Source organism: Solilutibacter silvestris, from assembly GCF_050574925.1.
In the GTDB taxonomy this organism is placed as follows: domain Bacteria; phylum Pseudomonadota; class Gammaproteobacteria; order Xanthomonadales; family Xanthomonadaceae; genus Solilutibacter; species Solilutibacter silvestris_A.
Genome location: NZ_JBCMOO010000002.1, coordinates 1,249,676 through 1,272,467, shown reverse-complemented (window position 1 = coordinate 1,272,467; position 22,792 = coordinate 1,249,676). Strand labels below are relative to the sequence as shown.

Genomic DNA, 22,792 nt, shown 5'->3' with positions numbered 1-22,792 from the left:
CGACTGCGGATCGTTACGAGTTGCAGGAGAACGCCAATGGCGGTGGCTGGACATTGGCCTACAACGGCAGTGGCACCAACACCACGTTCAGTGGACGATCGGGGAGTTATAGCTATCAGGTGCGTGCGTGCAACGGCGCCGGTTGCGGGTCGTACTCGGCGATTGGAGCGATCAGTGTCACGCTCGCGCCTTCTACGCCGAGCATATCGGGCAATGCGCAGGGCAACTCCACGTTGGGATGTGACTGGAATGTTTCCTGGACGAATACAGGCGCATCCAGTTACGAGCTGCAGCAGACGCCGAGCACGGCAATCTACACCGGGCCTAATACCTACTGGTCGACGTGGACGAAGATATGTGCTTCATCCAGAACATTCAAAGTCCGTGCGTGCAATGGATCGAACTGCTCGGCGTGGTCCAACAATCTCACGCTGGTTCCGACCCCATAAGGAGGCAACATGAAAACCATATTGACCTTCTGCGCATTGGCGCTTCTGTTCCTGCTGCTACCCGTCAAGGGACAAGCCCAGGTGGTGGAGTACGTTCATACCGATGCGTTGGGTAGCCCGGTTGCGATCACCAATGAAGCGGGACAGGTGATCGAGCGGACGGACTACGAGCCGTACGGCAGCATGATCGGAAAAGCGAACAACGACCGACCGGGCTATACCGGACATGTGATGGACAGCGCGACTGGGCTGACCTATATGCAGCAGCGCTATTACGATCCCAACATCGGAAGGTTCCTGTCGACCGATCCGGTCGCTGCGAATGCGAGCACAGGGGCGAGCTTCAATCGCTACGACTATGCAAATAACAACCCTTACAAATTTACTGATCCAGATGGTAGGCAATCCGTTATGGATAAGCTCGTTAAGGGTTTGAATGAAATGTTTGCAAATCCGACAGCGCAACTTAATTCCCCAGGTGCGCCGCAGACGACTGATGCGAAAATCACGAAAGCTGTTCTAGAAGCCCCCAAAAACGTCGTAAATGGGGCTAAAGATCGAACAACTCTTGTGGCCGAAGTAGCAGCAGCATTCGGGCCTGGCGTGTCTGGTCAAGCAAGCAAGGCAGTATCGAAAAACAATAATGATTCTGTTGGGGCCCAAGCTGTAGTAGGAGAGGGTCTGTATGCGGGAGCAAACGCGCAATTCAGAATTTTCTCTTGGGGTAAGCAAGATGGTGCGGGAAGTTCAGGGAAAATAACTGTGGATCCTGGTTCATATGTACATGTCAAACTGGCTGCGGGCTTGTCTTTAGGTGCTTCTCTCGATCTTAATGGTGCGGGTGGCGGAAAATTTAGCCTCAGTGTTGGAGCTGGCATTGGAGAGCAAGCTATTGTTAAGCCGCCCGCAACATTAGGTTATGAAAAGGAGCTTCCTAAGTGATGTCTTCAGTGCTATCTATAATTTTCGTTATCGCTATTCCAGTGACATTTGGATTCGCGATTGCTTATTTTTCGGCATTGAATGACTTTAAGAAAACTCTTTCAGATGAAATGCCGGATGTTTGGAGGGCTGCGAGGGGGAATGCACGTCCACTTGAGTCTTGGGCTCCAACTGCCTATAAGCTCCTTGAGAAGTTTAAGGGAGGGCAAATTGAAGGGAAGCCTGCAAGCGAGAATTTGAAAGCGGCACATCGGAAGGCTAAATTCTATCTTTACGCAGGTGCTATCTCATTTATGTGTTTGCTTTTCTCTGCGTTATTTTCTGGTGGATAGCGCGGGCTGAAGCTGTGTACGCAACAAAAAACCCGCGCATTGCGCGGGCTTTTTACTTATGCTGCTTCGATCATGTAATTACTGATCCGCAGCGAGCAAGGATCAGGTATGGTGAGCGCGAGCGGAGAGGCCAAAGATGAGGATCAGGATCGTTTTGTCCGTTATAGGTCTAGGCTTAGGATTGACTGGCTGCTCAAGTCAGGCAACTCCGCCGCCAGTAGACACGACAGTCGCGGAGAAGGCCGCTGCCAAAGCGCAGGAAGCGGCAAACCGTGCTACTGCAAACAACAAGAGTGCTGCCAACGCCAGAGCTTCGGCGCCTGTCGGTCCGCCCAAAACTGGGACTGCAAAGAAGTAAAATTAGGCAATGCGCTGTTTGAAGTTGCAGCAAAGTACCGAGGGACTGCCTTCTTAATCCGGCTGCCCTTCCGACGTCACGGCGGGCAGCGCAACATCCTCCCGGACGACTGATCCCAGCAAACCCTCGCCCTGATCGGCCGCGAACAGCTGCTCCAGTTCCTTGCGCGCATCCGCCGAGGTCTGCTGCAACGCTTCCTCGTCGTCGTAGACCAGATGTTGCGCGGCGAGCACGCGTTCGTCGGCTTCCTTGAAGCGACGCATGCGGTCGTCGGCGATCTCGGGCGGAAAGCCGAGTGCGATCAGCGCTTCGCGTCCGGTCTTCAATGCCGAGAAGAACGTCTCGCGGATCGGCGTCACTCCGAAATCCATCAGCTGCCAGGCGTGGCGGCGATCGCGGGCGCGGGCTAGGATCTTGGCATCGGGGCTGAAGCGGCGAATCAACCGCACCGTGCGCAGGCTGTCTTCCACGCTGCCCATCGCGACCACGAACAGACGCACGTGCTCGGCGCCTGCGGAACGCAGCAGTTCCGGCTTGGTGGGATCGCCGTAATAGATCGGATTCCCGAAGCGGCGGAAAAATTCGACCTGTTCGACGTCGGAATCGATGGCGACGAAGCGTACCTTCTGGGTGAACAGCAGGCGCGCGACGATCTGGCCGAAGCGGCCGAAGCCGGCGATCATCACCTGCGGCTGGTCGTCCGGGATTTCATCGAAGGGACGGTCGTCCTTCTTCTTGCGCTTGCGTCCCACCAGCTTGCTCACGGCGATCACCAGCAGCGGCGTCACCGCCATCGACAGGCCGACGACTGCGGTCAGCTGGTCGCGCATTTCCGTCGGCAGCAAGCGCACGCGCTCGGCTTCGTTGAACACCACGAAGGCGAATTCGCCGCCCAGCGACAACACCGATGCCAATAGCAATGCGCCACGTGTGTCGAGTTTCCCGGGGAAGCGCCCGATCGCGAACAGGAAGATGAACTTCACCACCATCAGGGCGGCGACGCCCGAGGCGATCAGGGCCGGGTGCGAGGCGACTTCGCGCAGGTCGATGCTCATGCCGACCGCCATGAAGAACAGCCCCAGCAGCAACCCTTCGAACGGCTGGATCTGCGATTCCAGTTCGTGGCGGAATTCGGAGTCGGCGAGGATCACGCCGGCGATGAAGGCGCCAAGGCCGGCGCTCAGGCCCGCAAGTTCGAGGAACCAGGCGCTGCCCAGCACGACCAGCAGCGCCGCCGCGGTGAACACCTCCGGCATGCCGGTGCGCGCGACGATGTTGAACAGTTGGCGCAGCAGCAGGCGACCGCCGAGCAACAGCACAGCGATCGCACCGACCGCCTTGCTGGTGGCCAGCCACGGCGAGATGTCGGCGTGTTGGACATTGCCGAGCAGCGGGATCGCCGCCAGCAGCGGGATCGCCGCGATGTCCTGGAACAGCAGGATGGCAAAGGCGAGACGACCATGTTCGCTGTTGATCTCGCCGCGTTCCGACAACAACTGCAGGCCGACGGCGGTCGACGACAGCGCCAGCGCGACACCGATCACCAGTGCGGAGTTGAGACCGGAGCCGCGGAACCAGCAGAGCGCGCCCAGCGCCAGGCCGGTCAACGCGACCTGCAGCGCGCCGACGCCGAACACCGCGCCGCGCATCACCTTCAGTCGTGGCAACGACAGCTCGAGGCCGATGACGAACAGCATCATCACCACGCCGATTTCGCTGGCGGTCAGCACGCGCTCGGGATCCGACACCACTTTCAGCGCATGCGGGCCGAGCAACACGCCGGCGGCGAGGTAGCCGAGCACCGCGCCGAGGCCGAAGCGCTTGAACACCGGCACCGCGACGACGGCAGCCAGCAGGAAGACGAGGGCGAGTTGCAGACCGCTATCAGGCATTGGAACCTCCGAAGGCCATTATGGGGTGGGTATGGCCGCTGCGTGCGAAAATCACCCCATGCATACGCCCGAAGACAGCCTGCTCGGCCGCGAGGTCGCCTATCCGCAGCATTACGATCCGTCGCTGCTGTTCCCGATCCCCCGCGCGCAGGGCCGCGATGAACTCGGCATCCGCGCCGATGCACTGCCCTTCGTCGGCCACGATCGCTGGCAGGGGTACGAATTGGGCTGGCTCGATGGGCGCGGCAAGCCGCAGGTGGCGACCGCCGTGTTCGAAGTGCCGGCGACATCGCCGAACCTGATCGAATCGAAGTCGTTCAAGCTCTATCTCAATTCCTTCAACGCCCACCGCGTCGGTACGCCGGACGAATTGCGCACGGTCATCGAGCGCGACCTGTCCAACGCCGCCGGCGCGCCGGTGCGGATGCAGTTCGGCCTGCCGCCGTTGCGCGAAGACGATGGCGGCGAGAGCATCGACGGGCTCGATATCGCCATCGACCATTACGGACCGCCCGATCCGTCCTTGCTGGTGGGCAGCGGCGGTGACGTCCGGGAGACCCTGGTCTCGCACCTGCTGAAATCCAATTGCCCGGTGACCGGCCAGCCCGACTGGGCGACATTGCTGATCCGTTACAGCGGCCCGCGCATCGACCGCGAAGGCCTGCTGAGATACGTCGTCGGATTCCGCGACCAGCGCGAGTTCCACGAACAGTGCGTGGAGCGGATCTTCGTCGACGTGCTGGCGCAGTGCCGCCCGCGGGCGCTCTCGGTGGAGGCGCGCTACACCCGCCGTGGGGGACTGGACATCAACCCCTGGCGGGCGACCGAAAACGGCGAATTGCCGGAAGTGTGGAGAACGCCACGCCAGTGACGCATTAAATGAATACGGACGTGATGAAGTCTTAACATCCGACGTGGCATGGTCACCGGGCCTTATCCATTCCAAGGTCCTGGGAGTCCAACATGAGCGGTAACGAAGAAAACGTCGATCCGTTGTTCAAAGATGCGCAGACTGGTTCCTTCTCCACCGAACAGTCCACCGATGGTGGCGGCGGTGCGGGTGATCAGACGTATACCGTCCAGTCGGGCGACACGCTGTCGGCGATCGCCAAGCAGTTCTACGGCCACGCCAACAAGTACAACGTGATCTTCGAGGCCAATCGCGACATTCTCGACGATCCCGACAAGATCAAGCCGGGCCAGATCCTCAAGATTCCGGCCGCCGAATAACTGCGGCGCTTGCGTCCCTCACCCAATTCTCGAGAGAACGAATCCATGAAACAGACCCGTCTTCCGTTGGTCCTGTCCGCAGCGCTGATCGCCAGCGTCGCCGTCGTCGGTTGCAAGAAGAAGGAAGAAGCGCCGCCGGCTCCGCCCGCCGCGACCACTCCGGCCCCGACGCCTGCTCCGGCCGCCGCGACTGCTTCCGTCGCTTCGGTGGATCTTGGCAGCGCCGTCGGCGCCGACTTCAAGGTCACCGCACCGGCCACCACCTTCAAGCCGAAGGACACCGTCTACGCCTCGGTCGGCACCGCGACCAGCGATCCCGCCGCCACCGTGCCGGGCAAGCTGACCGCGACCTGGCACTACGACAAGGCCGGCACCCAGGTGAAGGCTGGCGAGGAAACCAAGGAAGTGAGCTTCAGCGGTCCGGGCACCACCGATTTCTTCCTGAAGCAGGCATCGGGGCTTCCGGTCGGCAAGTACAAGGTCGAAATCTCGCTCGATGGCGCCGTGGTCCAGACCAAGGAATTCGAGGTCAAGTGACTTCGTGATCGCCTGATCGCACAGCCTCCATCCGCCACGGTGTGGATGGCGACGAAAAGGACGCAGCCTTCGGGTTGCGTCCTTTTTGTTGCCGCCATCCATGGCGGCACCCCTGAGGTTCATCGGAAAGTTGTGGCGATATGGCGCGGCGGGCGACAATGGCGGTTCTTTACGCACGCGTCGATGCACGGAGCCTCGCCATGGCCGATTCCAAGATCCTTTACACGCTGACGGACGAAGCGCCGTTCCTTGCCACCGCCTCCTTCCTGCCGATCGTGCAGGCTTACGCCAAGACCGCGGGCGTTGGTGTCGACACCCGCGACATTTCGCTGGCTGCGCGCATCCTTTCGCAATTCCCGGACGTGCTGAAACCGGAACAGCGCGTCAACGACGATCTCGCCGAACTCGGCCAGCTCGCGACCACGCCCGACGCCAACATCATCAAGCTCCCGAACATCAGCGCATCGGAACCGCAGCTCAAGGCCGCGATCGCCGAGCTGCAGAAGCAGGGCTACGCCTTGCCGGACTATCCGGAAGATCCGAAGACCGACCAGGACCGTGAGTGGAAGTCGCGCTACGACCGGGTCAAGGGTAGTGCGGTGAATCCGGTGCTGCGCGAGGGCAATTCCGATCGCCGTGCGCCGAAAGCCGTGAAGAACTATGCCAAGGCGCATCCGCACCGCATGGGCAAGTGGAGCCCGGACTCGAAGACGCATATCGCGCACATGGCGTCCGGCGATTTCTACGGCAGCGAACAGTCGGTGACGATGGCGCAACCGGGTAGCGTGCGCATCGAATTCACCGGCGACGTCGGTGGCAGTTTCCCGCTGCGCGCACCGGTGAAGGTGCAGGCCGGCGAGACCATCGATGCCTCGACCATGAGCGCCGCCGCGCTCGGCGATTTCGTCGACGCGCAGATCGCCGACGCCAAGGCGCAGGGCGTGCTGTTCTCGCTGCACCTCAAGGCGACGATGATGAAGGTCAGCGACCCGATCATGTTCGGGATCGTGGTCCGCCGCTTCTATCGTGACGTGCTGGAAAAGCACGCCGACGCGCTGGCGAAGATCGGTTTCGACGCCAACAACGGCATTGGCGACCTCTATGCCCGCATGGGCGAGTTGCCGGAAGACGTGCGCACGCAGATCGAGGCCGACATCGCCGCCGAATACGCCCAGCGTCCGGCGGTGGCGATGGTGAATTCCGACAAGGGCATCACCAACCTGCACGTGCCGAGCGACGTCATCGTCGACGCATCGATGCCGGCGATGATCCGCGACAGCGGCCGCATGTGGAACGCCAAGGGCGAGTTGCAGGACACCAAGGCGCTGATCCCCGACCGTTGCTATGCCGGCATCTACCAGGCGGTGGTCGAGGACTGCCGCGCGCATGGCGCCTTCGATCCGTCAACAATGGGTGACGTGCCGAACGTCGGCCTGATGGCGCAGAAGGCCGAGGAATACGGCAGCCACGACAAGACCTTCCAGATGCCGGGCAACGGTGTGGTGCGCGTGATCGACGACGCTGGCAAGGTATTGATGGAGCATCGCGTCCAGGCGGGCGATATCTGGCGCATGTGCCAGACCAAGGATGCGCCGGTCGCCGACTGGGTGAAGCTGGCGGTGAGCCGCGCGCGCCTGAGCGGCACGCCGGCCGTGTTCTGGCTCGATCCGCAGCGCGCGCACGATCGCGAGATCAAGGCCAAGGTCGAGCGTTACCTCAAGGATCACGACACCAACGGCCTCGATATCCGCATCCTGTCGCCGGTCGAAGCGATGCAGCTGTCGCTGGAGCGCATCCGCAAGGGCGAGGACACCATCTCGGTGACCGGAAACGTGCTGCGCGATTACCTCACCGACCTGTTCCCGATCATGGAACTCGGCACCAGCGCCAAGATGCTGTCGATCGTGCCGTTGATGGCCGGTGGCGGCCTGTTCGAAACCGGCGCCGGCGGTTCCGCGCCCAAGCATGTGCAGCAGTTCGTCGCCGAGGATTATCTGCGCTGGGATTCGCTGGGCGAATTCCTGGCGTTGCAGGCCTCGTTCGAACAGCTTGCACAGCACTCCGGCAACGCGCGCGCGCAGGTGCTTGCCGATGCGCTGGATGCCGCCAACGGCAAGTTCCTCGACAACGACAAGTCGCCGTCGCGCGCGCTGGGCGGCATCGACAATCGCGGCAGCCATTTCTACCTGGCGATGTACTGGGCGCAGGCGCTGGCCGCGCAGACGCAGGATGCCGAACTCGCCGCGTTGTTCGCACCGCTGGCCAAGACCCTCACCGACAACGAGGAAAAGATCGTCGGCGAGTTGATCGCGGCGCAGGGCAAGCCGGTCGATATCGCCGGTTACTACCACCCCGACATGGCCAAGGTGTCGGCGGCGATGCGTCCGAGCGCGACCTTCAATGCGGCGCTGGCCGCGCTGTAATTCCCCTTCATGGGATGAAGCGAAACGGGGCGCCAGTGGCGCCCCGTTTCGTTTCACAATACCCGAGTCAAGTCATGCGGTGGGTGGCGGATCCGAACGCGTGGCTAGCTCGTTTGCCTATTGCCTGGCATCAATTTGCTTTTGAAGCTCTTCGAGTACCAACGGAAACCTGGTATAGCCTTCTTCGCCGAGGAAGTGGCCGCCATGGTTCGTTTCAATGAATTTTGCATTCAGGGAATCGGCCAGGTTTCTGCTGAGGTTGCTTGGAACAATGGCGTCATCTTTGGCAGAAATGACTGTCCGGTTCTTGGTGATTCGAATGAGCTCCGCATAGTGAATATTGGGCTCAATGAAAGTGTTTAGCTGTGGAAGCGCAGGCAGGTTTTCGTTGAATCCGGATACGAGGATATAGCCGCCAATCTCCGCCGGGTGTTTTTCTTCGAGGAATCTCAGGAGGGTAATGCTGCCGAGGCTATGCGCAACGAAGTAGGTATTTTTATCGACGGGTTGGGCCTGATCCCTCAGGGATTGTTCCCATTCGTTTGTCTTCGGATCTTTCGGCGTCGGCAGATCGATGATGGATACCTTGGCGCCTTTCTTTTCCATTTCTTGCTTCAGCCAGGGAAACCAGTGGTCGGTAGTGGAAGCGCCATACCCGTGAACGATAAAGATACGCACGTGGTTTTCCTTGGAAGTTTCCGGGCTCGAGCAGCCCATCAGAAAGAGGAATAGTGCGGCAAGGAAAAGTGAAAATTTGTGCATCTGGTCAATGCCTGGCTTAAGTGGAACGGGAATGGATGCACCATTGATGAAACGGACGATCAATCCGGCATGATCCTGGCCGTGCCGGATACCCGGATGGATCCATTTGGTACGGCAGGGATATCTGCCCGGATAAGGGAGCGCATCCCCATATCCTCCCCCTGAATGACGTCGATGCGACCGCCATGGGGCCAAGCGATGTCACGCAAGTAACCGCCGAGCGCAGCGGTGGCTGCGCCGGTCGCCGGGTCTTCATAGATGCCGCCGCTGGCAAAGGGGTTCCGCGTATGAAAGAGTTGGTTGCTCTCGGCAAAGGCAAGGAGAATGGTCACCAGTCTTTCGCGATTCATGAAGATGCGACCAGCTTTCAGGTCGTAATGCATGGATGCGAGGGCTTCCCGCGATTTCAGGGCGAGCACCAGATGATCTGCCCCGCCATGAATGCGTGAGGGCGGGATCCTCAAGTCAAGATCGTCGTAGGTGTAGTTGAGTAGTTCAAGGGCCGATGAAACCAGCTCTGGTGTAACGGGAGTGTTGTGCGTCGGTGGGGATTGAAGCGCCGCGGAAATGACGCCCTCGCTTTGCCTGCCTTCAACTGTAATTCTGCTTTGATTGAGGGCGAGCGGAAATACCCCATTGCCCTTGCGCAGGGCGAGAGCAGCCCCAAGTGCAATCGTGGCATGGCCACAAAATGGCACCTCGGACTCTGGAGAGAAATACCGCACCCGCCAACCGTTTTCGACGGGAGTGGCAAATGCTGTCTCCGAGAACCCGACGTCCGCGGCTATTTTCTGCATCTCGATTTCATTAGGGAAACGATCTGAAATCAGGATGCCCGCCGGGTTCCCTCCAGTATCTCCATCGGAAAAAGCCGCGATTTTGAGAATGTCCATCTAGCTCGGGTGCGATGCGAATCGGAACGAATCGATTGATGCCGGAAAGCCTATCTCAACAATTGCATTCGCAAGCATCGGCTATGGCTGCCCGAGGGGGCAGTGCGGTGTAGTCGGTTTCTTCGTCGAGGTCGAAATTGTGTCCGGCATGCATCGGCCTGCCGCCCAGCAGCCAGAGCGTCTTCAGCAGCGCTTGGCGAGGGGAGCCTTGCGCAGGGCGTCGGCCCGCGTCGTTGCCGCATTCCTGCACATCGACCAGGTCCTGCGGACGGTTGGAATAGCCTTCCAGGAACAGCATTTCCCTGAAGATCTTCATGGACTTCTCCCGTGTTCGGGTGGCGCCCACCCGTTGAATGAAGTACAAGATAAGTGCTGGTTCTGGTCAGAACCAGCGACCATTTTGCAAGCCAGACTTGAATTTCATTCAAATCATGAGCCGCCTGCCCCTGCATGCACTTCCCGGCTTCATCGCCGCCGCCCGGACCGGCAACCTGTCGCGCGCGGCCGATTCCCTGCACCTGACGGTCAGCGCGCTCAGCCACCAGATCAAGGCGCTCGAGCTGCGGCTCAACCGCACGCTGTTCGTGCGTGGCGCCCGCGGGATCACCTTGACCGAGGACGGTCGGCGCCTCTTGGAGCGCATCGGCCCGCATTACGACGGCATCGAGTCGGCGCTGCGCCCGTATGCCGCCCGCCATGACGACATCCTGACCGTCAGCGTGACGCCATCCATGACATCGGCGTGGCTGGTGCCGCGCCTGGGACGCTTTCTCGCCAGTCATCCCGAACTCGAATTGAGCGTGCTGTCGGACTCGGCACTGGTCGATTTCGCCCGCGATACCCATATCGATGTGGCGTTGCGCATCGGCAATGGCGAATGGCCTGGCTTGCAGGTCGAATTGCTGATGGACGAATGGCTGGTGCCGGTGGCGAGTCCTGAGTTGATCGATCGCCATGGCGGCCTGCCCACGCCGGAATCGTTGCGGGAATGGCCGTTGCTCGGCGATCCCGATGACGAATGGAACCACTGGTTCGCGCATCACGGCCTGGCGCCGGTCAAGCGCTACGTCGCCACCTTCAATGATTCCGAAGCGCAGAATCGCGCGGCACGCGATGGCGTCGGCGTCGGCCTCGGGCGATTGACGCGCGCGCGCCTGATGCTGGCGTCCGGGCAACTGGTCGCGTTGATGGCGGAACCGGTCAAGGCCAGCTACGCCCACTACCTGGTGTATCCGTCGCGCTCGTCATCGCATCGCGGCATGCAGGTGTTCCGCGACTGGCTGCATCAACAGGTGCGCGCGGATGTGCGCAGCTTCGCCAAGTTGCCGCTGCCGAAGTCGTGAGTCGGCGCGTTCCGCAAACGAAAACGGGGCGCCGATGGCGCCCCGTTTTGCATCGCAAGCTGTCGCGTATCAGATCGCGATATCGGCGCGCTTCTGCCGGCGCAGCATCGTGATGACCAGGGTGACCGAGAGCAGGACCGTCGCCACCGCGAAGATGCCCATGCCGAGATAGGCGCCACCGAGGGTGCCGGTGGGCGCGCTGTTGGCGTCCATCACCGGGATGAATTTGGCCGCAGCCATGCCGGTGTAATGCATGCCGCAGACGGCGACGCCCATCACCAGCGCGCTGCCCAGCATCTGCACCCAACCGCGGAGGTTGAAGGCCAGCCACAACGCGACGCAGGACGCGACGATCGCGATCGCCACCGAAGCGATGACCAGCGTGCCGTCGTACTGGATTTCGGCGGGCATGCGCATCGCGGCCATGCCGGTGTAATGCATGCCGGCCACGCCGAGGCCGGTGAGGATGCCGGCGAGCACCAGCTTGCCCATGTTGAATTGGCCGGTGCCGACGATGGCCAGACCGACCGCGACCGCAGCCAGTCCGATGATGGCCGACAGCACGGTCAGGGGCAGGTCGTAGGTAACCTGCATGTCCATCTTGCACGCGAGCATGGCGATGAAGTGCATGGCCCAGATGGCGCCGACGCCGAGCGCCGCTGCCGCGCCGAGGACCGACTGCAGGCGCTGTCCGGTGTTGCGCGCGGCCGGGATCGACACCGCCAGCTGCAGCGCGGTGAACGAACCGAGCACCGAAACCAGATAGGACAAGGCGACAAGCAGTGGATCGTGGACGCATTGGATCGCGTGGTCGTGCATGGTGTTTCCCCTTTCCTCGTGGATGGTGGAGGCAGCGTGGAAGCGCTGTCGCTGTGGTGCCGTTATGCGTGGAACTCGAACCTGCAGCAGTCGTCGCCGTGCGCGCAGCAAGTCGACTCGCTGACGCGGATGGTCCCCAGGTGACCCGACTCGTTGATCAACCCTTCCAGGAAGCCGCGGAAGAAATGGCATTGCGGCGTGGGCAGGGATTTCTGCCCCGGCGTGCAGAACGGGCTGCTGGTCGTGGTCAGGGTGTCGCCTTCCTGCTTGACCGAAATCATTTGCCTGAGCGCCGGCAAGGCGAGGTGGGTGATCGAGCCGGCCAGGGGTTGGCGCGCGCCGAGCGCGAAGTCGCGCTTGAACACCCAGGCACCGACGCGCGAACCGATGTGGCGCATGGTGGCTTCGCGTTGCGCTGGATCGACGCTGCGTTCGAGTGCCAGCACGGTGCCGAAGACCTGCGGGTAGTCGCGTGCGACCTGCGGCAACATCTGGTCGATGCGCTTCTGGTCGGCGACGGCGCTTTGCGGCGGCATGGCTTCAACCGGCGCGGATGCGGCAGCCGCTGCAGCGGGCGTCGCGGCGGTTGCTGCCGGGATCATCGGCGCGTTGCCCGAATTCGGGTCGAAGACGCCGGCTTCCAGGCTGCTCACCATGTGATGGGAGCCGAGCTGCTCTTCCAACTTGAGCAAGTTCGCTGCCGGACCCTTGACCATCAGCGACATCACCACGCCGTTCTCGATGTTGGCGCGGCGATGGCGCAACAGGGTGAACTGGTTGGCGAGCAGGATGTCGCTCAACGCGATCAGCAGCCCTTCCTTGTAGCTCGACACCACCCGTAATTCGACTTCGATCATCCCCAAATCCCCAGTGCGATTTCTGTTGCGAGTCGATGCGCCATCACCGATCGGAAATCGGCAGGTGATCGGATGCTTCGCGGATCGTCCCCAACGATCTTCGCAAAGCTGAACGGATGAACTGAATGTACTGAATCGTTCAGGAGCATGCAATCGGGTATGGTGCGATTTGTCCCCATTCAGACGGTTGCGCGTGCCGTCGCAGAGCAAACCGGGATGCTCATCGCATTCAACAAACCGTATGGCGTGCTTTGCCAGTTCACCGATCGCAGCACGCCACCCCGACCGACCCTGGCGATGTTCGGCCTGCCGCCGCGGGTCTATGCCGCCGGGCGGCTCGATCACGACAGCGAAGGCCTGTTGCTGCTGACCGATGACGGCGCGCTCGCGCATCGCATCACCCATCCCCGCCACACGCTGGGCAAGCGCTATTGGGTGCAGGTCGAAGGCGATCCCGATGACGCGCAGTTGCGGCAGCTGCGGACTGGCGTGGAGCTCAATGACGGGATGACCTTGCCGGCCGACGCCCTGCGCATCGATCCGCCGCCGTTATGGCCTCGCGACCCGCCGATCCGGGTGCGCAAGTCGGTGCCCGATGCCTGGCTCGACCTCGGCATCCATGAGGGGCGCAATCGCCAGGTGCGGCGGATGACGGCCGCCGTCGGTTTGCCGACATTGCGGCTGGTGCGCCATGCCATCGGACGCTGGCAATTGGATGGCCTGCAACCGGGGGAGTGGCGCGAGGTTCCGGCGCGGGTATAAATGGCGCGGGGAGATGAATGTGGCGGGCTGACCGTGTTCAGACGGATGGCACAGGCATCGATACACTGTGCGGCCATGTTTATATGGCGTGAAAAGGGCAGGAGGGGAAGGGTTTGTCAGTCGTGACGCATGCCGGTCGCATCCTTGTGGTGGACGACCAGGCGATCAATCTGCGCGTCGTATCGTCGCTGCTGGAACGCCATGGCTACCGGGTTTCCGGCGCCAGCGGCGGTGAAGCGGCGCTGGACGCCTGTCGCGAACTCGTTCCCGATCTGATCCTGCTCGACATGATGATGCCGGGCATGGACGGATTCACCCTGCTCAGGACGATCCGTGGCGACATGGCCCTGAAACGGGTGCCGGTGATCTGCCTGACGTCGGTGCAGGATCGCGACCTGCTGGTGCAGGCGTTCGAAGCCGGTGCCGTGGACTATGTCACCAAGCCGTTCATTGCCGAGGAATTGCTGGCGCGCGTCGATGTGCACATCGGATTGAAGCTGACGCGCGATCGTCTCGAACGCGTCGCCAACGAACGCCAGGACCTGGTCAACCTGGTCGCGCACGATCTCAAGAATCCGTTGACCAGCATCGCGTTCGCCAGCGACATCCTGGTGAACAACGGCGTCAAGCCGGAGCGGGTGCCGCGCTACCTGCAGATGATCCACGAGAGTGCGGGCGATGCGCTCGGCTACATCCGTCGCTATCTGGAATCGCAGGCGCCGGGCGAAGAGGGCGCGACCGTCGATTCGGTCGCCGGCCTCGATGCCACGCTCGACTGGTTGCACGATCGCTACGAACTGCAATGCGAAGGCAAGGGGCTGGAGTTGCGCATCAGCCGCGTCGCCGGTGATCCGCAGGTGCGGATCGAGCCGCTGGTGTTGCGGCAGGTGGCGGAAAATCTCGTGACCAACGCGCTGAAATATGCCGACACGGGTGGCGAGCTGCATCTCGCCGCGCAGGCAGGCGCGCCCGGCTTCTGGCGATTGATCGCCGAGGATCGTGGCCCGGGCATCAGCGCCGACCAGCAGCGCAAATTGTTCAAGCCCTTCGTGCGCCTGACCGATGGCGATCCGCTGGCCGGCCTGTCGAGTGGCCTCGGCCTGTCGCTGGCGCGGCACATCGTGATGCGTGCCGGTGGCCAGCTGTTCTATGAAGGCCGCGAAGGCGGCGGCGCGCGTTTCGTGATCGAGTTGCCTGGCGCCTGAGCGTCAGCCGTGGCGAATGCTGGCGACGCGCCGGGATTCGCCGTCGATGGTTTCGCCTTCTTCCGCCTGGATGCGCTTGGCGCGACGACGCGCGGCGTACCACAGCAGTCCTGCACCCGCGACAGCCGCGACGGCGATCGCCGGATTGCGCTTGACGAAGGTGCGGGCGACCCGCGATCCGGTCTTGACCGCACCGATGGCGGCGCCGGTTTCGATCCAGCGCATGGCGTGGTCAGGGATGTGATCCTTGACCGCACCGCCGACCTTGTCGGCGAAGTCGACCACGCGATCGGTGTAGGCATCGAACTTGTTCATGGCGGATGTCCGTGCGAGCTGGAAGACAGTGTCGGTCGCGGGATGTTGCGATGGCGTGAGTTACGTCCCGCGCGGTTTCGCCCGGTGCGTGGCGGTCGCGTTCCATGGATCGTCCGGCCACGGATGCTTGGGATAGCGTCCCTTCATCTCCTTCTTCACTTCCGGATAGGTGCGATCCCAGAACCCGCGCAGGTCCTGCGTCACCTGCAATGGGCGTCCGCCCGGCGACAGCAGGTGCAGCGTGAGCGCGACGCGGCCATCGGCGATCCGCGGCGTTTCCGCCAAGCCGAACAGTTCCTGAAGCTTGACCGCAAGAACAGGCGACGCCGGCGTGCCGTCGTCGAGCAAGGCGTATTCGATCGCGCGTTCGAGGCCCGACGGCACCAGAATGCGGGTCGGCGCCAAGGCATCGATGCGTTGCCGCAACGACCACTCGACCTTCCCGCGCAGCGCGTCGGACAGCGCGGAGGATTCCAGCGCATCGATCCGCCGCAGGCCGACGAAAGCAGGGCGCAGCCAGTCGTCGAGTGTCGCCAGCAACGCCGCATCGGAGAGATCGGGCAATCCGAGTTCCGGCATCCACGCGCGCAGGCATTGCACGCGGATGTGCCATTGCGAGAGCGCATCACCCCACGGCAGCAGGTCGAGGCCGCCATCGCGCACGGCTGCGGTGAGCGCGGTCGCGGCCAGCTCCGGATCGATCCTGCCTGCCGGTCGCACCGACAACACGATGCCGTCGAAGCGCTCGATGCGTTCGCTGACCAGTGCCTGCCTTGCATCATCCCAGCGCACTTCGTCGGATTCGCGCCAATGCGCGGCGAAATCCTCGCGCAGACGCTTTTCGTCGACCGGCAAGCCGCGCAGGATCAAGGCGTCGCGCGCCTCGTGGCGCAATTCGCCGACTATCAGCCACGGTTCGCCGTAAAGCGCGCTGTCGTCGAACAATCGCGCGCTGCGGCCGTTGCTCAACTGGTAACGACGCGGATCTGTCGGATGCTGGCGGGCGATGCGGTCCGGATAAGCATGCGCCAGCAGGATGCCGAGTTCGTGCGCCGGAACCTGCGTGGGCGATGGCGCATCGACACGCAGGCGACGGCGCCATTGAGTCGCGGCGGCATCGATGGCGGCGAGCGCGGAGCGGTTGGCATCGGCCGGTGTGCGTCCACCGCGGAAGGCCGACAAGGCTTGCCAGCGCTCGATCAGGGCGTCGCTGCGACTGCGCAAGGGATCGCGCGCTTCCAGCAAGGCGGCGAGATCGCAGGCCAATGCGCGGGTGACGGCGTCATGCGCGGACAGCAGCATCGCCGCCAGTCGTGGATGGGTGCCGAGCGCGAGCATGCGGCGGCCGCGATCGGTGATCTGACCCTCGGACGTGATCGCATCGAGGCGTTGCAGCAGATCGCGCGCGGAAGCCAGGTGTCCCGATGGCGGCGTGTCGACGAAGCGCAGCTCGCTGCCACCCCAGGCCGCGAGTTCCAGCACCAGCGCGGCGAGATCGACCTGCGCGAGTTCCGGCCGGCGTTGCGGATCGAGCCGCTTCGACTCCGGCCATAAGCGCAGCGCGTGCCCTTCGGCGACACGACCGGCGCGGCCCGCGCGCTGGTCGGCGGAGGATTGCGCGATCGCCACCGTGTCCAGCCGCGAAAAGCCGCTGTTGGGATCGAAACGCGGTTCGCGGGCGAGGCCGCTGTCGATCACCACGCGCACGCCCGGCAGGGTCAGGCTGGATTCGGCGACATTGGTCGCCAGCACCACGCGGCGGCGACCGTCGGCGCCGGGTTGCAACAATCGCGACTGCTGCTCGACCGGCAATTCGCCATGCAGGGCGAGCACGTCGACATCACGCAGTGCATCGCCAAGCAGGCCTTGCGTCTTGTGGATCTCGCGCAGTCCCGGCAGGAACACCAGCACGTCGCCGGGATGGGCAGCGATGGCGTCTTCCACCGCGCGCTTGACCTGGTGTTCGAGCGCCTCGTCGCGACGCGAAGGAAAATGCGCGACATGCACCGGGAAGCTGCGACCGGCGCTGCTGATGCGCGGGGCGTCGAGCCAGCGTGCCAGCGATTCGCCGTCGAGCGTCGCCGACATCACCACGATGCGCAGGTCGTCGCGCACCGAGGCCTGGACGTCGAGCGCCAGCGCGAGTCCGAGATCGCTGGCGAGATGGCGTTCGTGGAATTCGTCGAACAGGATCGCGCCGACGCCGTCGAGCAGCGGATCGTCCTGGAGCATGCGGGTGAGGATGCCTTCGGTGACGACTTCGATCCGCGTGCGCGCGGAGACCTTGTTCTCGAAGCGAATCCGATAGCCGACCGTCTCGCCGACGCGCTCGCCCAATTGCGCGGCCATGAAGCCGGCGGCCGCGCGCGCGGCGACGCGGCGTGGTTCCAGCATCAGGAGTTTGCTGCCGGCGAGCCATGCTTCATCCAGCAACGCCAGAGGCAGCTGGGTGGTCTTGCCGGCGCCGGGCGGCGCTTCCAGCACCAGGCGCGTCTGCGTCGCGAGGGTGGCGCGCAGTTCGGGCAGGATGGCGGCGATCGGGAATTGCATCGGCACATTGTAGAAGCGCGCGACCGCTGTCCCGGTAAAATCGCCACATGCAGCTCATCGATATCGGCGCCAACCTCACCCACGACAGCTTCGATCGCGACCGCGATGCCGTGCTCGCGCGCGCTCGCGCCGCGGGCGTGGGGCAACTGGTCGTCACCGGTGCCAGCCGTGAACATTCGCCCAAGGCGCTGCAACTAGCACAGGCACATCCGGGCTTCCTGTTCGCGACCGCCGGCGTCCATCCGCACCATGCAACCGAGTACACCGACGAATGCGATGCCGAGATGCGCGCGCTGCATGCGCATCGCGAAGTGGTCGCGGTCGGCGAATGCGGCCTCGACTACTTCCGTGATTTCTCGCCGCGACCGTCGCAGCGCAACGCGTTCGAGCGCCAGTTGCAGATCGCCGTCGATACCGGAAAGCCCTTGTTCCTGCACCAGCGCGATGCCCACGACGACTTCATGGCGATGATGAAGAACTTCGACGGCAAGCTCGGGCCGGCGGTGGTGCATTGCTTCACCGGCACCCGCGAGGAGTTGTTCGACTATCTGGATCGCGACTGGTACATCGGCATCACCGGCTGGCTGTGCGACGAACGCCGTGGCGCCCATCTGCGCGAACTGGTGAAGCACATCCCGGCCAATCGCCTGATGATCGAAACCGACGCGCCCTATCTGTTGCCGCGCACGCTGCAGCCGATGCCCAAGGATCGTCGCAACGAACCGGCCTTTCTCGCCCATATCGTCGAGGAACTGGCGCGCGATCGCGGCGTCACGGTGCAGGAAGCGGCGAGCGCGAGCACTGAAGCGGCACGCGCGTTTTTCCGTCTGCCGGACGCCATGCAGGGTTAATGTTAACAGGTTAAACTTTGCGGAAGATCCTATTCCGGAAGCGTTCCATGTCATCGTCGATCCGCGGGCTCGCATGTGCAGCCTGCCTGCTCGTCCTCGTGTTGCCCGGTTGCAAGAAGAAGGACGATGCCGCGGCGAAAGCTGCGGCCGAACCCGCACTCACCGTCAGCGTCGTGCCGGTGCTGCAGAAGCAGGTCGCCAACGGACTCACGGTGTCCGGGCCGGTGTCGCCGGTGGAGGAAATGCAGCTGGGCGTGGAAGTCAGCGGACAACGCGTCACCGCGCTCAAGGTCGATGTCGGCCAATGGGTGAAGGCGGGGCAGGTGCTGCTCACGCTCGATCACCGCACGCTCGATGCCGGACTCGCGCAGGCGAATGCCAATCTCAAGCAGGCGCGGGCCGGCGCCGATCTCGCCAGGGCGAACCTGGTGCGCGGCGAAGGCCTGGCCAAGGACCACTACATCAGCGCGTCGCAGCTCGACCAGTTGCGTGCGGCGAAGCAGCAGGCTGACGCCCAGCTCGCCACCGCGCAGGCCGCGCATGACACTTCGGCCCTGCAACGCAGCTTCGCCGAATTGCGCGCACCGGCGAACGGACAGATTTCCAAGCGCCTGGTGCAGCCGGGCCAGATCGTCGCTGGCGGCACCGAACTGATGCGCCTGATCCGCGACGGGAAGCTGGAATGGCGCGCGGAACTGCCGTCGTCGCAGTTGTCGCTGGTCAAGCCCGGGGACCGCATCGCCCTGCATGGCCGTGACGGCGAAACGGTGAAAGGCCGCGTGCGCGCGGTGAGCCCGGGCGTCGATGCCAGCACGCGCACCGGCACCATCTACGCCGACCTGCCGAATCCCGAGGGCCTGCATCCGGGCAGCTACCTCGAAGGCCGCATCGATACCGGCCTCGCCGACTCGCCGGTGGTGCCGGCGGCCGCCATCGTGTTGCGCGACGGCTTCCAGACCGTGTTCGTGGTCGACGCGCAGAACAAGGTGCATGCAACGCGCATCGAAACCGGCAACAAGGACGCTGGCCAGGTCCAGGTGCTGCGCGGCCTCAAGACCGGCGATCGCGTGGTGGTCGAAGGCACCGGCTTCCTCGCCGATGGCGACGTGGTAAAGGTCGTTGCTGCGAGCACGAGCAAAGCCGCCAATGCGAATGCGGGCACCGCTCCATGAGTGGCGGCGGCAGCGTTTCGTCGTGGGCGATCAAGCGGCCGTTGCCGGCGCTGATGGTGTTCTTCGTGCTGTGCGTCGCCGGTTTGTGGGGTTACCACAAGCTGCCGGTGGCGCGCTTCCCCGACATCGCCTTCCCGATGACGGTGGTGACGGTGATCCAGCCGGGCGCGTCGCCATCGCAGCTTGAAACCGAAGTCACCCGCAAGATCGAGGACTCGGTCGCCACCATCAACGGCATCAAGCGCGTCACATCGACGGTGGTCGAGGGCACGTCGACCACCGCGATCGAGTTCAACCTCGATACCGACCTGCTGGTGGCGTTGAATGACACCAAGGATGCGGTGACGCGCGTCCGCACCAACCTGCCGCAGGACATCCAGGAGCCGATCGTCTCCAAGGTGAACATCGGCGGATCGCTGCTGACGTTCTCGGTGTCGGCACCGAACATGACCGCCGACGAGTTGTCGTGGTTCGTCGATCGCGATGTCGCCCGCGCCGTCTACGGCGTCGAAGGCGTGGCCGCGGTCAATCGCATCGGCGGCATCGATCGCCAGGTGCGCGTCGATCTCGATCCGCAGGCGCTGGAAGCCTTCGGCGTCACTGCCGGTGAAGTGAGCCAGCAATTGCTGGCGATGCAGGTCGAGCGTCCGGGCGGCAAGGCCGAGCTCGGCGGCTCCGAACAGACCATCCGCACCATCGGCACGGTGAAGGATGCGCAGCAGTTGCGCGACTACAGCATCACCCTGGCCGACGGCCGCGCAGTGCGGTTGTCATCGATCGCGACGATCACCGACGCCGCAGCAGATCCGACCCAGGCCGCCTTCCTCGACGGCAAGCCGGTGGTCGGTTTCTCGATGTCGCGCACCCGCGGTTCCGACGAACTCAAGGTGAAGGCGGGCGTCGAGGCGGCGTTGGCGGATTTGCACAAGGTGCATCCGGAGGTCGCTTTCAACCTCGTCACCGACAATACCGTCGAAACCAAGACCAGCTACACGTCCTCGATGGAAATGTTGTTCGAGGGCGCGCTGCTTGCGTTGCTGGTGGTGTGGCTGTTCCTGCGCGATTGGCGCGCGACCTGGGTGTCGGCGGTGGCGCTGCCGTTGTCGATCATTCCGACGTTCGCGGTGATCTACTGGCTCGGCTTCACCCTCAACATCATTACGCTGCTGGCGATGTCGGTGGTGGTCGGCATCCTGGTCGACGACGCCATCGTCGAGATCGAGAACATCGTGCGCCATCTCGGCAGCGGCAAGTCGCCACTCGAAGCCGCGCGCGAAGCCGCCGACGAAATCGGCACCGCGGTGATCGCCACCTCGATGACACTGGCCGCGGTGTTCGTGCCGGTCGCGTTCATGCCCGGCATCGCCGGCAAGTTCTTCCGCGAATTCGGCTGGACGGCGGCGACCGCGGTGCTGTTCTCGCTGCTGGTGGCGCGCCTGCTGACGCCGATGATGGCGGCCTACACGCTCAAGGGCGCGCACGGTCACGAACAGCCCGACGGCAAGCTGATGACGCGCTATCTCAAGCTGGTCGACTGGGTGTTGAACAATCGCTGGAAAACGCTGGCGATGGCGACCGTGCTGTTCTTTGCGTCTCTCGCGATCATTCCGCTCATACCGGCAACCTTCATTCCGCCGGGCGACAAGGGCCTGAGCAATCTCAGTGTCGAACTCGCGCCGGGCACCCGCATCGAGGACACCTCGCGCATCGCCGAGATCGCGCGCAACAAGTTGAAGGCAGCGATCCCCGAACTCAATCAGGTGTTCACGATGGTCGGCAGCGTGCCCGACGTCGGCGATCCCGCGAAGTCCGGCGTTGCCGATGTGCGCCGCGCGACGCTGGTGCTCGACTGGGGCACCAAGGACGATCGCAAGCGTTCACAGGAGCAGTTGGAGCAGGCCGCGCGCGTCGCCTTGGCCGATCTGCCCGGTGTGAAGATCAGCTACATCAGCAGCGAGCCGGGCCAGCAAATGATGCTGGTGCTGGCCGGCGACGATCCCGAGAAACTGGAAAGCGCCGCCGCTGCGGTCGAACGCGACCTGCATACCATCCAGGGCATCGGCAGCATTTCCTCGTCGGCGTCGCTGCTGCGTCCGGAATTGCAGATCGTGCCGAATTCCGCGCGCGCCGCCGATCTCGGGGTGTCGACCGCGACGATCGCAGAAGCCGCACGCATCGCCACCGCCGGCGACTACGTGCAGCGCCTGCCCAAGCTCAACCTCGCCGATCGCCAGATCCCGATTCGCGTCGGTTTCGCGCTCGACCAGTTGCAGGATCCCGCGACCATCAGCCGCATGAAGGTGCGCGGCAAGGCCGGCGCGGTGCCGCTGGATGCGGTTGCCGACATCCGCCCGGGCAGCGGGCCGTCGGTGATCTCGCGCTACAAGCGCCAGCGCAACGTCACCCTCACCGCCGAGCTCAACGGTCGTCCGCTGGGCGACGTGATGAAGGAAGTGCAGGCGTTGCCGTCGGTGAAGCGCCTGCCGGCAGGCGTGCAATTCCAGAACACCGGTGACGCCGAAATCTTCGTCGAACTGTTCACCGGGTTCCTGATGGCGATGATCGCCGGCATCGTCTGCATCTACATGGTGCTGTTGCTGCTGTTCAACCACGCCACACAACCGGTGACCATCCTCGCGGCGATCCCGTTGTGTGCGGGCGGTGCCTTCGGCGCGCTACTGATCACCCAGAACATGCTGTCGTTGCCGGCGCTGATCGGCTTGCTGATGTTGATCGGCATCGCCACCAAGAATTCGATCCTGCTGGTCGACTACGCGGTGATGGCCGAGGACGAACATGGCATGAGTCAGCACGAGGCGGTGATCGATGCCTGCCACAAGCGCGCGCGCCCGGTGCTGATGACGACGATCGCGATGGGCGCCGGCATGCTGCCGCTGGCACTCGGTTTCTCTGGCGACTCCAGCTTCCGCGCGCCAATGGCGGTGGCGGTGATCGGTGGCCTGATCACCTCGACCCTGCTCAGCTTGATCGTGATTCCGGCGACCTACACGGTGCTGGACGATTTCGGCAGCTGGATGGCACGCAAGTTCCATCGCAGGCCGCCGCACGCATCCAAGACGATTCAGGGCTGATCATCGCC

At 63.4% G+C, this 22,792-nt stretch carries 20 protein-coding genes and 1 pseudogene; 13 read left to right on the top strand and 8 right to left on the bottom strand.

The window, feature by feature from the left end; translation table 11 throughout:
• The 3 genes and pseudogenes from ABE093_RS06520 to ABE093_RS06510 form a co-directional block, all read left to right on the top strand.
• A pseudogene (locus tag ABE093_RS06520) lies at nucleotides 1-449 on the top strand (hypothetical protein); the annotation flags it as partial.
• A 9-nt stretch (nucleotides 450-458) separates the two neighbouring features.
• Nucleotides 459-1,391, top strand: coding sequence for an RHS repeat domain-containing protein (locus tag ABE093_RS06515; protein WP_430760015.1), 933 nt, complete (start codon nucleotides 459-461; stop codon nucleotides 1,389-1,391).
• Nucleotides 1,388-1,723, top strand: coding sequence for a hypothetical protein (locus ABE093_RS06510; protein WP_430760014.1), 336 nt, complete (start codon nucleotides 1,388-1,390; stop codon nucleotides 1,721-1,723). The genes ABE093_RS06515 and ABE093_RS06510 overlap by 4 nt, the downstream gene beginning before the upstream one ends.
• A 411-nt stretch (nucleotides 1,724-2,134) precedes the next feature.
• Here ABE093_RS06510 and ABE093_RS06505 read toward each other — a convergent pair whose 3' ends face one another.
• Nucleotides 2,135-3,973: a monovalent cation:proton antiporter-2 (CPA2) family protein gene (locus ABE093_RS06505; RefSeq protein ID WP_430760013.1), complete on the bottom strand. Its 1,839-nt coding sequence runs from the start codon at nucleotides 3,971-3,973 to the stop codon at nucleotides 2,135-2,137.
• A gap of 58 nt (nucleotides 3,974-4,031) precedes the next feature.
• On the opposite strand from ABE093_RS06505, the gene queF reads away from it, so the two are divergent.
• The 4 genes from queF to ABE093_RS06485 all read left to right on the top strand — a co-directional run bounded on the left by queF (nucleotide 4,032) and on the right by ABE093_RS06485 (nucleotide 8,163).
• A complete protein-coding gene (queF, locus tag ABE093_RS06500; RefSeq protein WP_430760012.1) occupies nucleotides 4,032-4,844 on the top strand; it encodes an NADPH-dependent 7-cyano-7-deazaguanine reductase QueF in 813 nt (270 codons plus the stop codon).
• 92 nt (nucleotides 4,845-4,936) lie between these two features.
• A complete protein-coding gene (locus ABE093_RS06495) occupies nucleotides 4,937-5,203 on the top strand; it encodes a LysM peptidoglycan-binding domain-containing protein (RefSeq protein ID WP_430760011.1) in 267 nt (88 codons plus the stop codon).
• Nucleotides 5,204-5,248: 45 nt separating this feature from the next.
• The gene (locus ABE093_RS06490) at nucleotides 5,249-5,740 is read left to right on the top strand and encodes a hypothetical protein (protein WP_430760010.1); all 492 of its coding nucleotides are present in this window, start codon (nucleotides 5,249-5,251) and stop codon (nucleotides 5,738-5,740) included.
• A 200-nt stretch (nucleotides 5,741-5,940) separates the two neighbouring features.
• A complete protein-coding gene (locus tag ABE093_RS06485; RefSeq protein WP_430760009.1) occupies nucleotides 5,941-8,163 on the top strand; it encodes an NADP-dependent isocitrate dehydrogenase in 2,223 nt (740 codons plus the stop codon).
• Nucleotides 8,164-8,280: 117 nt separating this feature from the next.
• On the opposite strand, the gene ABE093_RS06480 is transcribed toward ABE093_RS06485, so the two are convergent.
• From ABE093_RS06480 to ABE093_RS06470, 3 genes are read right to left on the bottom strand one after another with little or no spacing between them, the layout of a single operon-like run.
• Entirely contained in the window at nucleotides 8,281-8,988 is a 708-nt protein-coding gene (locus ABE093_RS06480) for an RBBP9/YdeN family alpha/beta hydrolase (RefSeq protein WP_430760008.1), read from the bottom strand.
• On the bottom strand, nucleotides 8,985-9,818 hold the full coding sequence (locus tag ABE093_RS06475) for a PhzF family phenazine biosynthesis protein (protein ID WP_430760007.1): 834 nt from the start codon (nucleotides 9,816-9,818) through the stop codon (nucleotides 8,985-8,987). The genes ABE093_RS06480 and ABE093_RS06475 overlap by 4 nt, the downstream gene beginning before the upstream one ends.
• A 55-nt stretch (nucleotides 9,819-9,873) precedes the next feature.
• Entirely contained in the window at nucleotides 9,874-10,134 is a 261-nt protein-coding gene (locus ABE093_RS06470; RefSeq protein WP_430760006.1) for a hypothetical protein, read from the bottom strand.
• A gap of 115 nt (nucleotides 10,135-10,249) precedes the next feature.
• On the opposite strand from ABE093_RS06470, the gene ABE093_RS06465 reads away from it, so the two are divergent.
• Nucleotides 10,250-11,161, top strand: a complete 912-nt coding sequence (locus ABE093_RS06465; protein WP_430760005.1) for a LysR substrate-binding domain-containing protein — start codon at nucleotides 10,250-10,252, stop codon at nucleotides 11,159-11,161.
• A gap of 69 nt (nucleotides 11,162-11,230) precedes the next feature.
• Here ABE093_RS06465 and ABE093_RS06460 read toward each other — a convergent pair whose 3' ends face one another.
• Nucleotides 11,231-11,980 (bottom strand): MHYT domain-containing protein, encoded by a 750-nt coding sequence (locus ABE093_RS06460; protein ID WP_430760004.1) that lies wholly within the window; start codon nucleotides 11,978-11,980, stop codon nucleotides 11,231-11,233.
• Between the two features lie 62 nt (nucleotides 11,981-12,042).
• Nucleotides 12,043-12,837 carry a hypothetical protein gene (locus ABE093_RS06455; RefSeq protein WP_430760003.1) on the bottom strand — a complete coding sequence of 265 codons (795 nt, stop codon included), beginning with the start codon at nucleotides 12,835-12,837 and terminating at the stop codon, nucleotides 12,043-12,045.
• Nucleotides 12,838-13,053: 216 nt separating this feature from the next.
• Between ABE093_RS06455 and ABE093_RS06450 the strand changes: the two genes are divergently transcribed.
• Nucleotides 13,054-13,599, top strand: coding sequence for a pseudouridine synthase (locus ABE093_RS06450; RefSeq protein WP_430760002.1), 546 nt, complete (start codon nucleotides 13,054-13,056; stop codon nucleotides 13,597-13,599).
• 122 nt (nucleotides 13,600-13,721) lie between these two features.
• A complete protein-coding gene (locus tag ABE093_RS06445; RefSeq protein WP_430760103.1) occupies nucleotides 13,722-14,804 on the top strand; it encodes a hybrid sensor histidine kinase/response regulator in 1,083 nt (360 codons plus the stop codon).
• 3 nt (nucleotides 14,805-14,807) lie between these two features.
• On the opposite strand, the gene ABE093_RS06440 is transcribed toward ABE093_RS06445, so the two are convergent.
• Together ABE093_RS06440 and hrpB are read right to left on the bottom strand one after the other, a co-directional pair.
• Nucleotides 14,808-15,119: a hypothetical protein gene (locus tag ABE093_RS06440; RefSeq protein ID WP_430760001.1), complete on the bottom strand. Its 312-nt coding sequence runs from the start codon at nucleotides 15,117-15,119 to the stop codon at nucleotides 14,808-14,810.
• 60 nt (nucleotides 15,120-15,179) lie between these two features.
• Nucleotides 15,180-17,669 carry an ATP-dependent helicase HrpB gene (gene hrpB / locus ABE093_RS06435; RefSeq protein WP_430760000.1) on the bottom strand — a complete coding sequence of 830 codons (2,490 nt, stop codon included), beginning with the start codon at nucleotides 17,667-17,669 and terminating at the stop codon, nucleotides 15,180-15,182.
• Between the two features lie 47 nt (nucleotides 17,670-17,716).
• Between hrpB and ABE093_RS06430 the strand changes: the two genes are divergently transcribed.
• From ABE093_RS06430 to ABE093_RS06420, 3 genes are read left to right on the top strand one after another with little or no spacing between them, the layout of a single operon-like run.
• Nucleotides 17,717-18,520, top strand: coding sequence for a TatD family hydrolase (locus tag ABE093_RS06430; RefSeq protein WP_430759999.1), 804 nt, complete (start codon nucleotides 17,717-17,719; stop codon nucleotides 18,518-18,520).
• 47 nt (nucleotides 18,521-18,567) lie between these two features.
• The gene (locus ABE093_RS06425) at nucleotides 18,568-19,692 is read left to right on the top strand and encodes an efflux RND transporter periplasmic adaptor subunit (protein ID WP_430759998.1); all 1,125 of its coding nucleotides are present in this window, start codon (nucleotides 18,568-18,570) and stop codon (nucleotides 19,690-19,692) included.
• Entirely contained in the window at nucleotides 19,689-22,784 is a 3,096-nt protein-coding gene (locus ABE093_RS06420; RefSeq protein ID WP_430759997.1) for an efflux RND transporter permease subunit, read from the top strand. Before ABE093_RS06425 ends, ABE093_RS06420 begins: the two co-directional genes overlap by 4 nt.
• The last annotated feature ends 8 nt before the right edge of the window (nucleotides 22,785-22,792 follow it).

Excerpts from the sequence above, each read along its gene's own strand:
- ABE093_RS06515 (WP_430760015.1), top strand. The coding sequence starts at position 459 with ATGAAAACCATATTGACCTTCTGCGCATTGGCGCTTCTGTTCCTGCTG.
- ABE093_RS06505 (WP_430760013.1), bottom strand. The coding sequence starts at position 3,973 with ATGCCTGATAGCGGTCTGCAACTCGCCCTCGTCTTCCTGCTGGCTGCC.
- queF (WP_430760012.1), top strand. The coding sequence starts at position 4,032 with ATGCATACGCCCGAAGACAGCCTGCTCGGCCGCGAGGTCGCCTATCCG.
- ABE093_RS06495 (WP_430760011.1), top strand. The coding sequence starts at position 4,937 with ATGAGCGGTAACGAAGAAAACGTCGATCCGTTGTTCAAAGATGCGCAG.
- ABE093_RS06490 (WP_430760010.1), top strand. The coding sequence starts at position 5,249 with ATGAAACAGACCCGTCTTCCGTTGGTCCTGTCCGCAGCGCTGATCGCC.
- ABE093_RS06485 (WP_430760009.1), top strand. The coding sequence starts at position 5,941 with ATGGCCGATTCCAAGATCCTTTACACGCTGACGGACGAAGCGCCGTTC.
- ABE093_RS06475 (WP_430760007.1), bottom strand. The coding sequence starts at position 9,818 with ATGGACATTCTCAAAATCGCGGCTTTTTCCGATGGAGATACTGGAGGG.
- ABE093_RS06470 (WP_430760006.1), bottom strand. The coding sequence starts at position 10,134 with ATGAAGATCTTCAGGGAAATGCTGTTCCTGGAAGGCTATTCCAACCGT.
- ABE093_RS06465 (WP_430760005.1), top strand. The coding sequence starts at position 10,250 with ATGAGCCGCCTGCCCCTGCATGCACTTCCCGGCTTCATCGCCGCCGCC.
- ABE093_RS06460 (WP_430760004.1), bottom strand. The coding sequence starts at position 11,980 with ATGCACGACCACGCGATCCAATGCGTCCACGATCCACTGCTTGTCGCC.
- ABE093_RS06455 (WP_430760003.1), bottom strand. The coding sequence starts at position 12,837 with ATGATCGAAGTCGAATTACGGGTGGTGTCGAGCTACAAGGAAGGGCTG.
- ABE093_RS06450 (WP_430760002.1), top strand. The coding sequence starts at position 13,054 with ATGCTCATCGCATTCAACAAACCGTATGGCGTGCTTTGCCAGTTCACC.
- ABE093_RS06440 (WP_430760001.1), bottom strand. The coding sequence starts at position 15,119 with ATGAACAAGTTCGATGCCTACACCGATCGCGTGGTCGACTTCGCCGAC.
- hrpB (WP_430760000.1), bottom strand. The coding sequence starts at position 17,669 with ATGCAATTCCCGATCGCCGCCATCCTGCCCGAACTGCGCGCCACCCTC.
- ABE093_RS06430 (WP_430759999.1), top strand. The coding sequence starts at position 17,717 with ATGCAGCTCATCGATATCGGCGCCAACCTCACCCACGACAGCTTCGAT.
- ABE093_RS06425 (WP_430759998.1), top strand. The coding sequence starts at position 18,568 with ATGTCATCGTCGATCCGCGGGCTCGCATGTGCAGCCTGCCTGCTCGTC.
- ABE093_RS06420 (WP_430759997.1), top strand. The coding sequence starts at position 19,689 with ATGAGTGGCGGCGGCAGCGTTTCGTCGTGGGCGATCAAGCGGCCGTTG.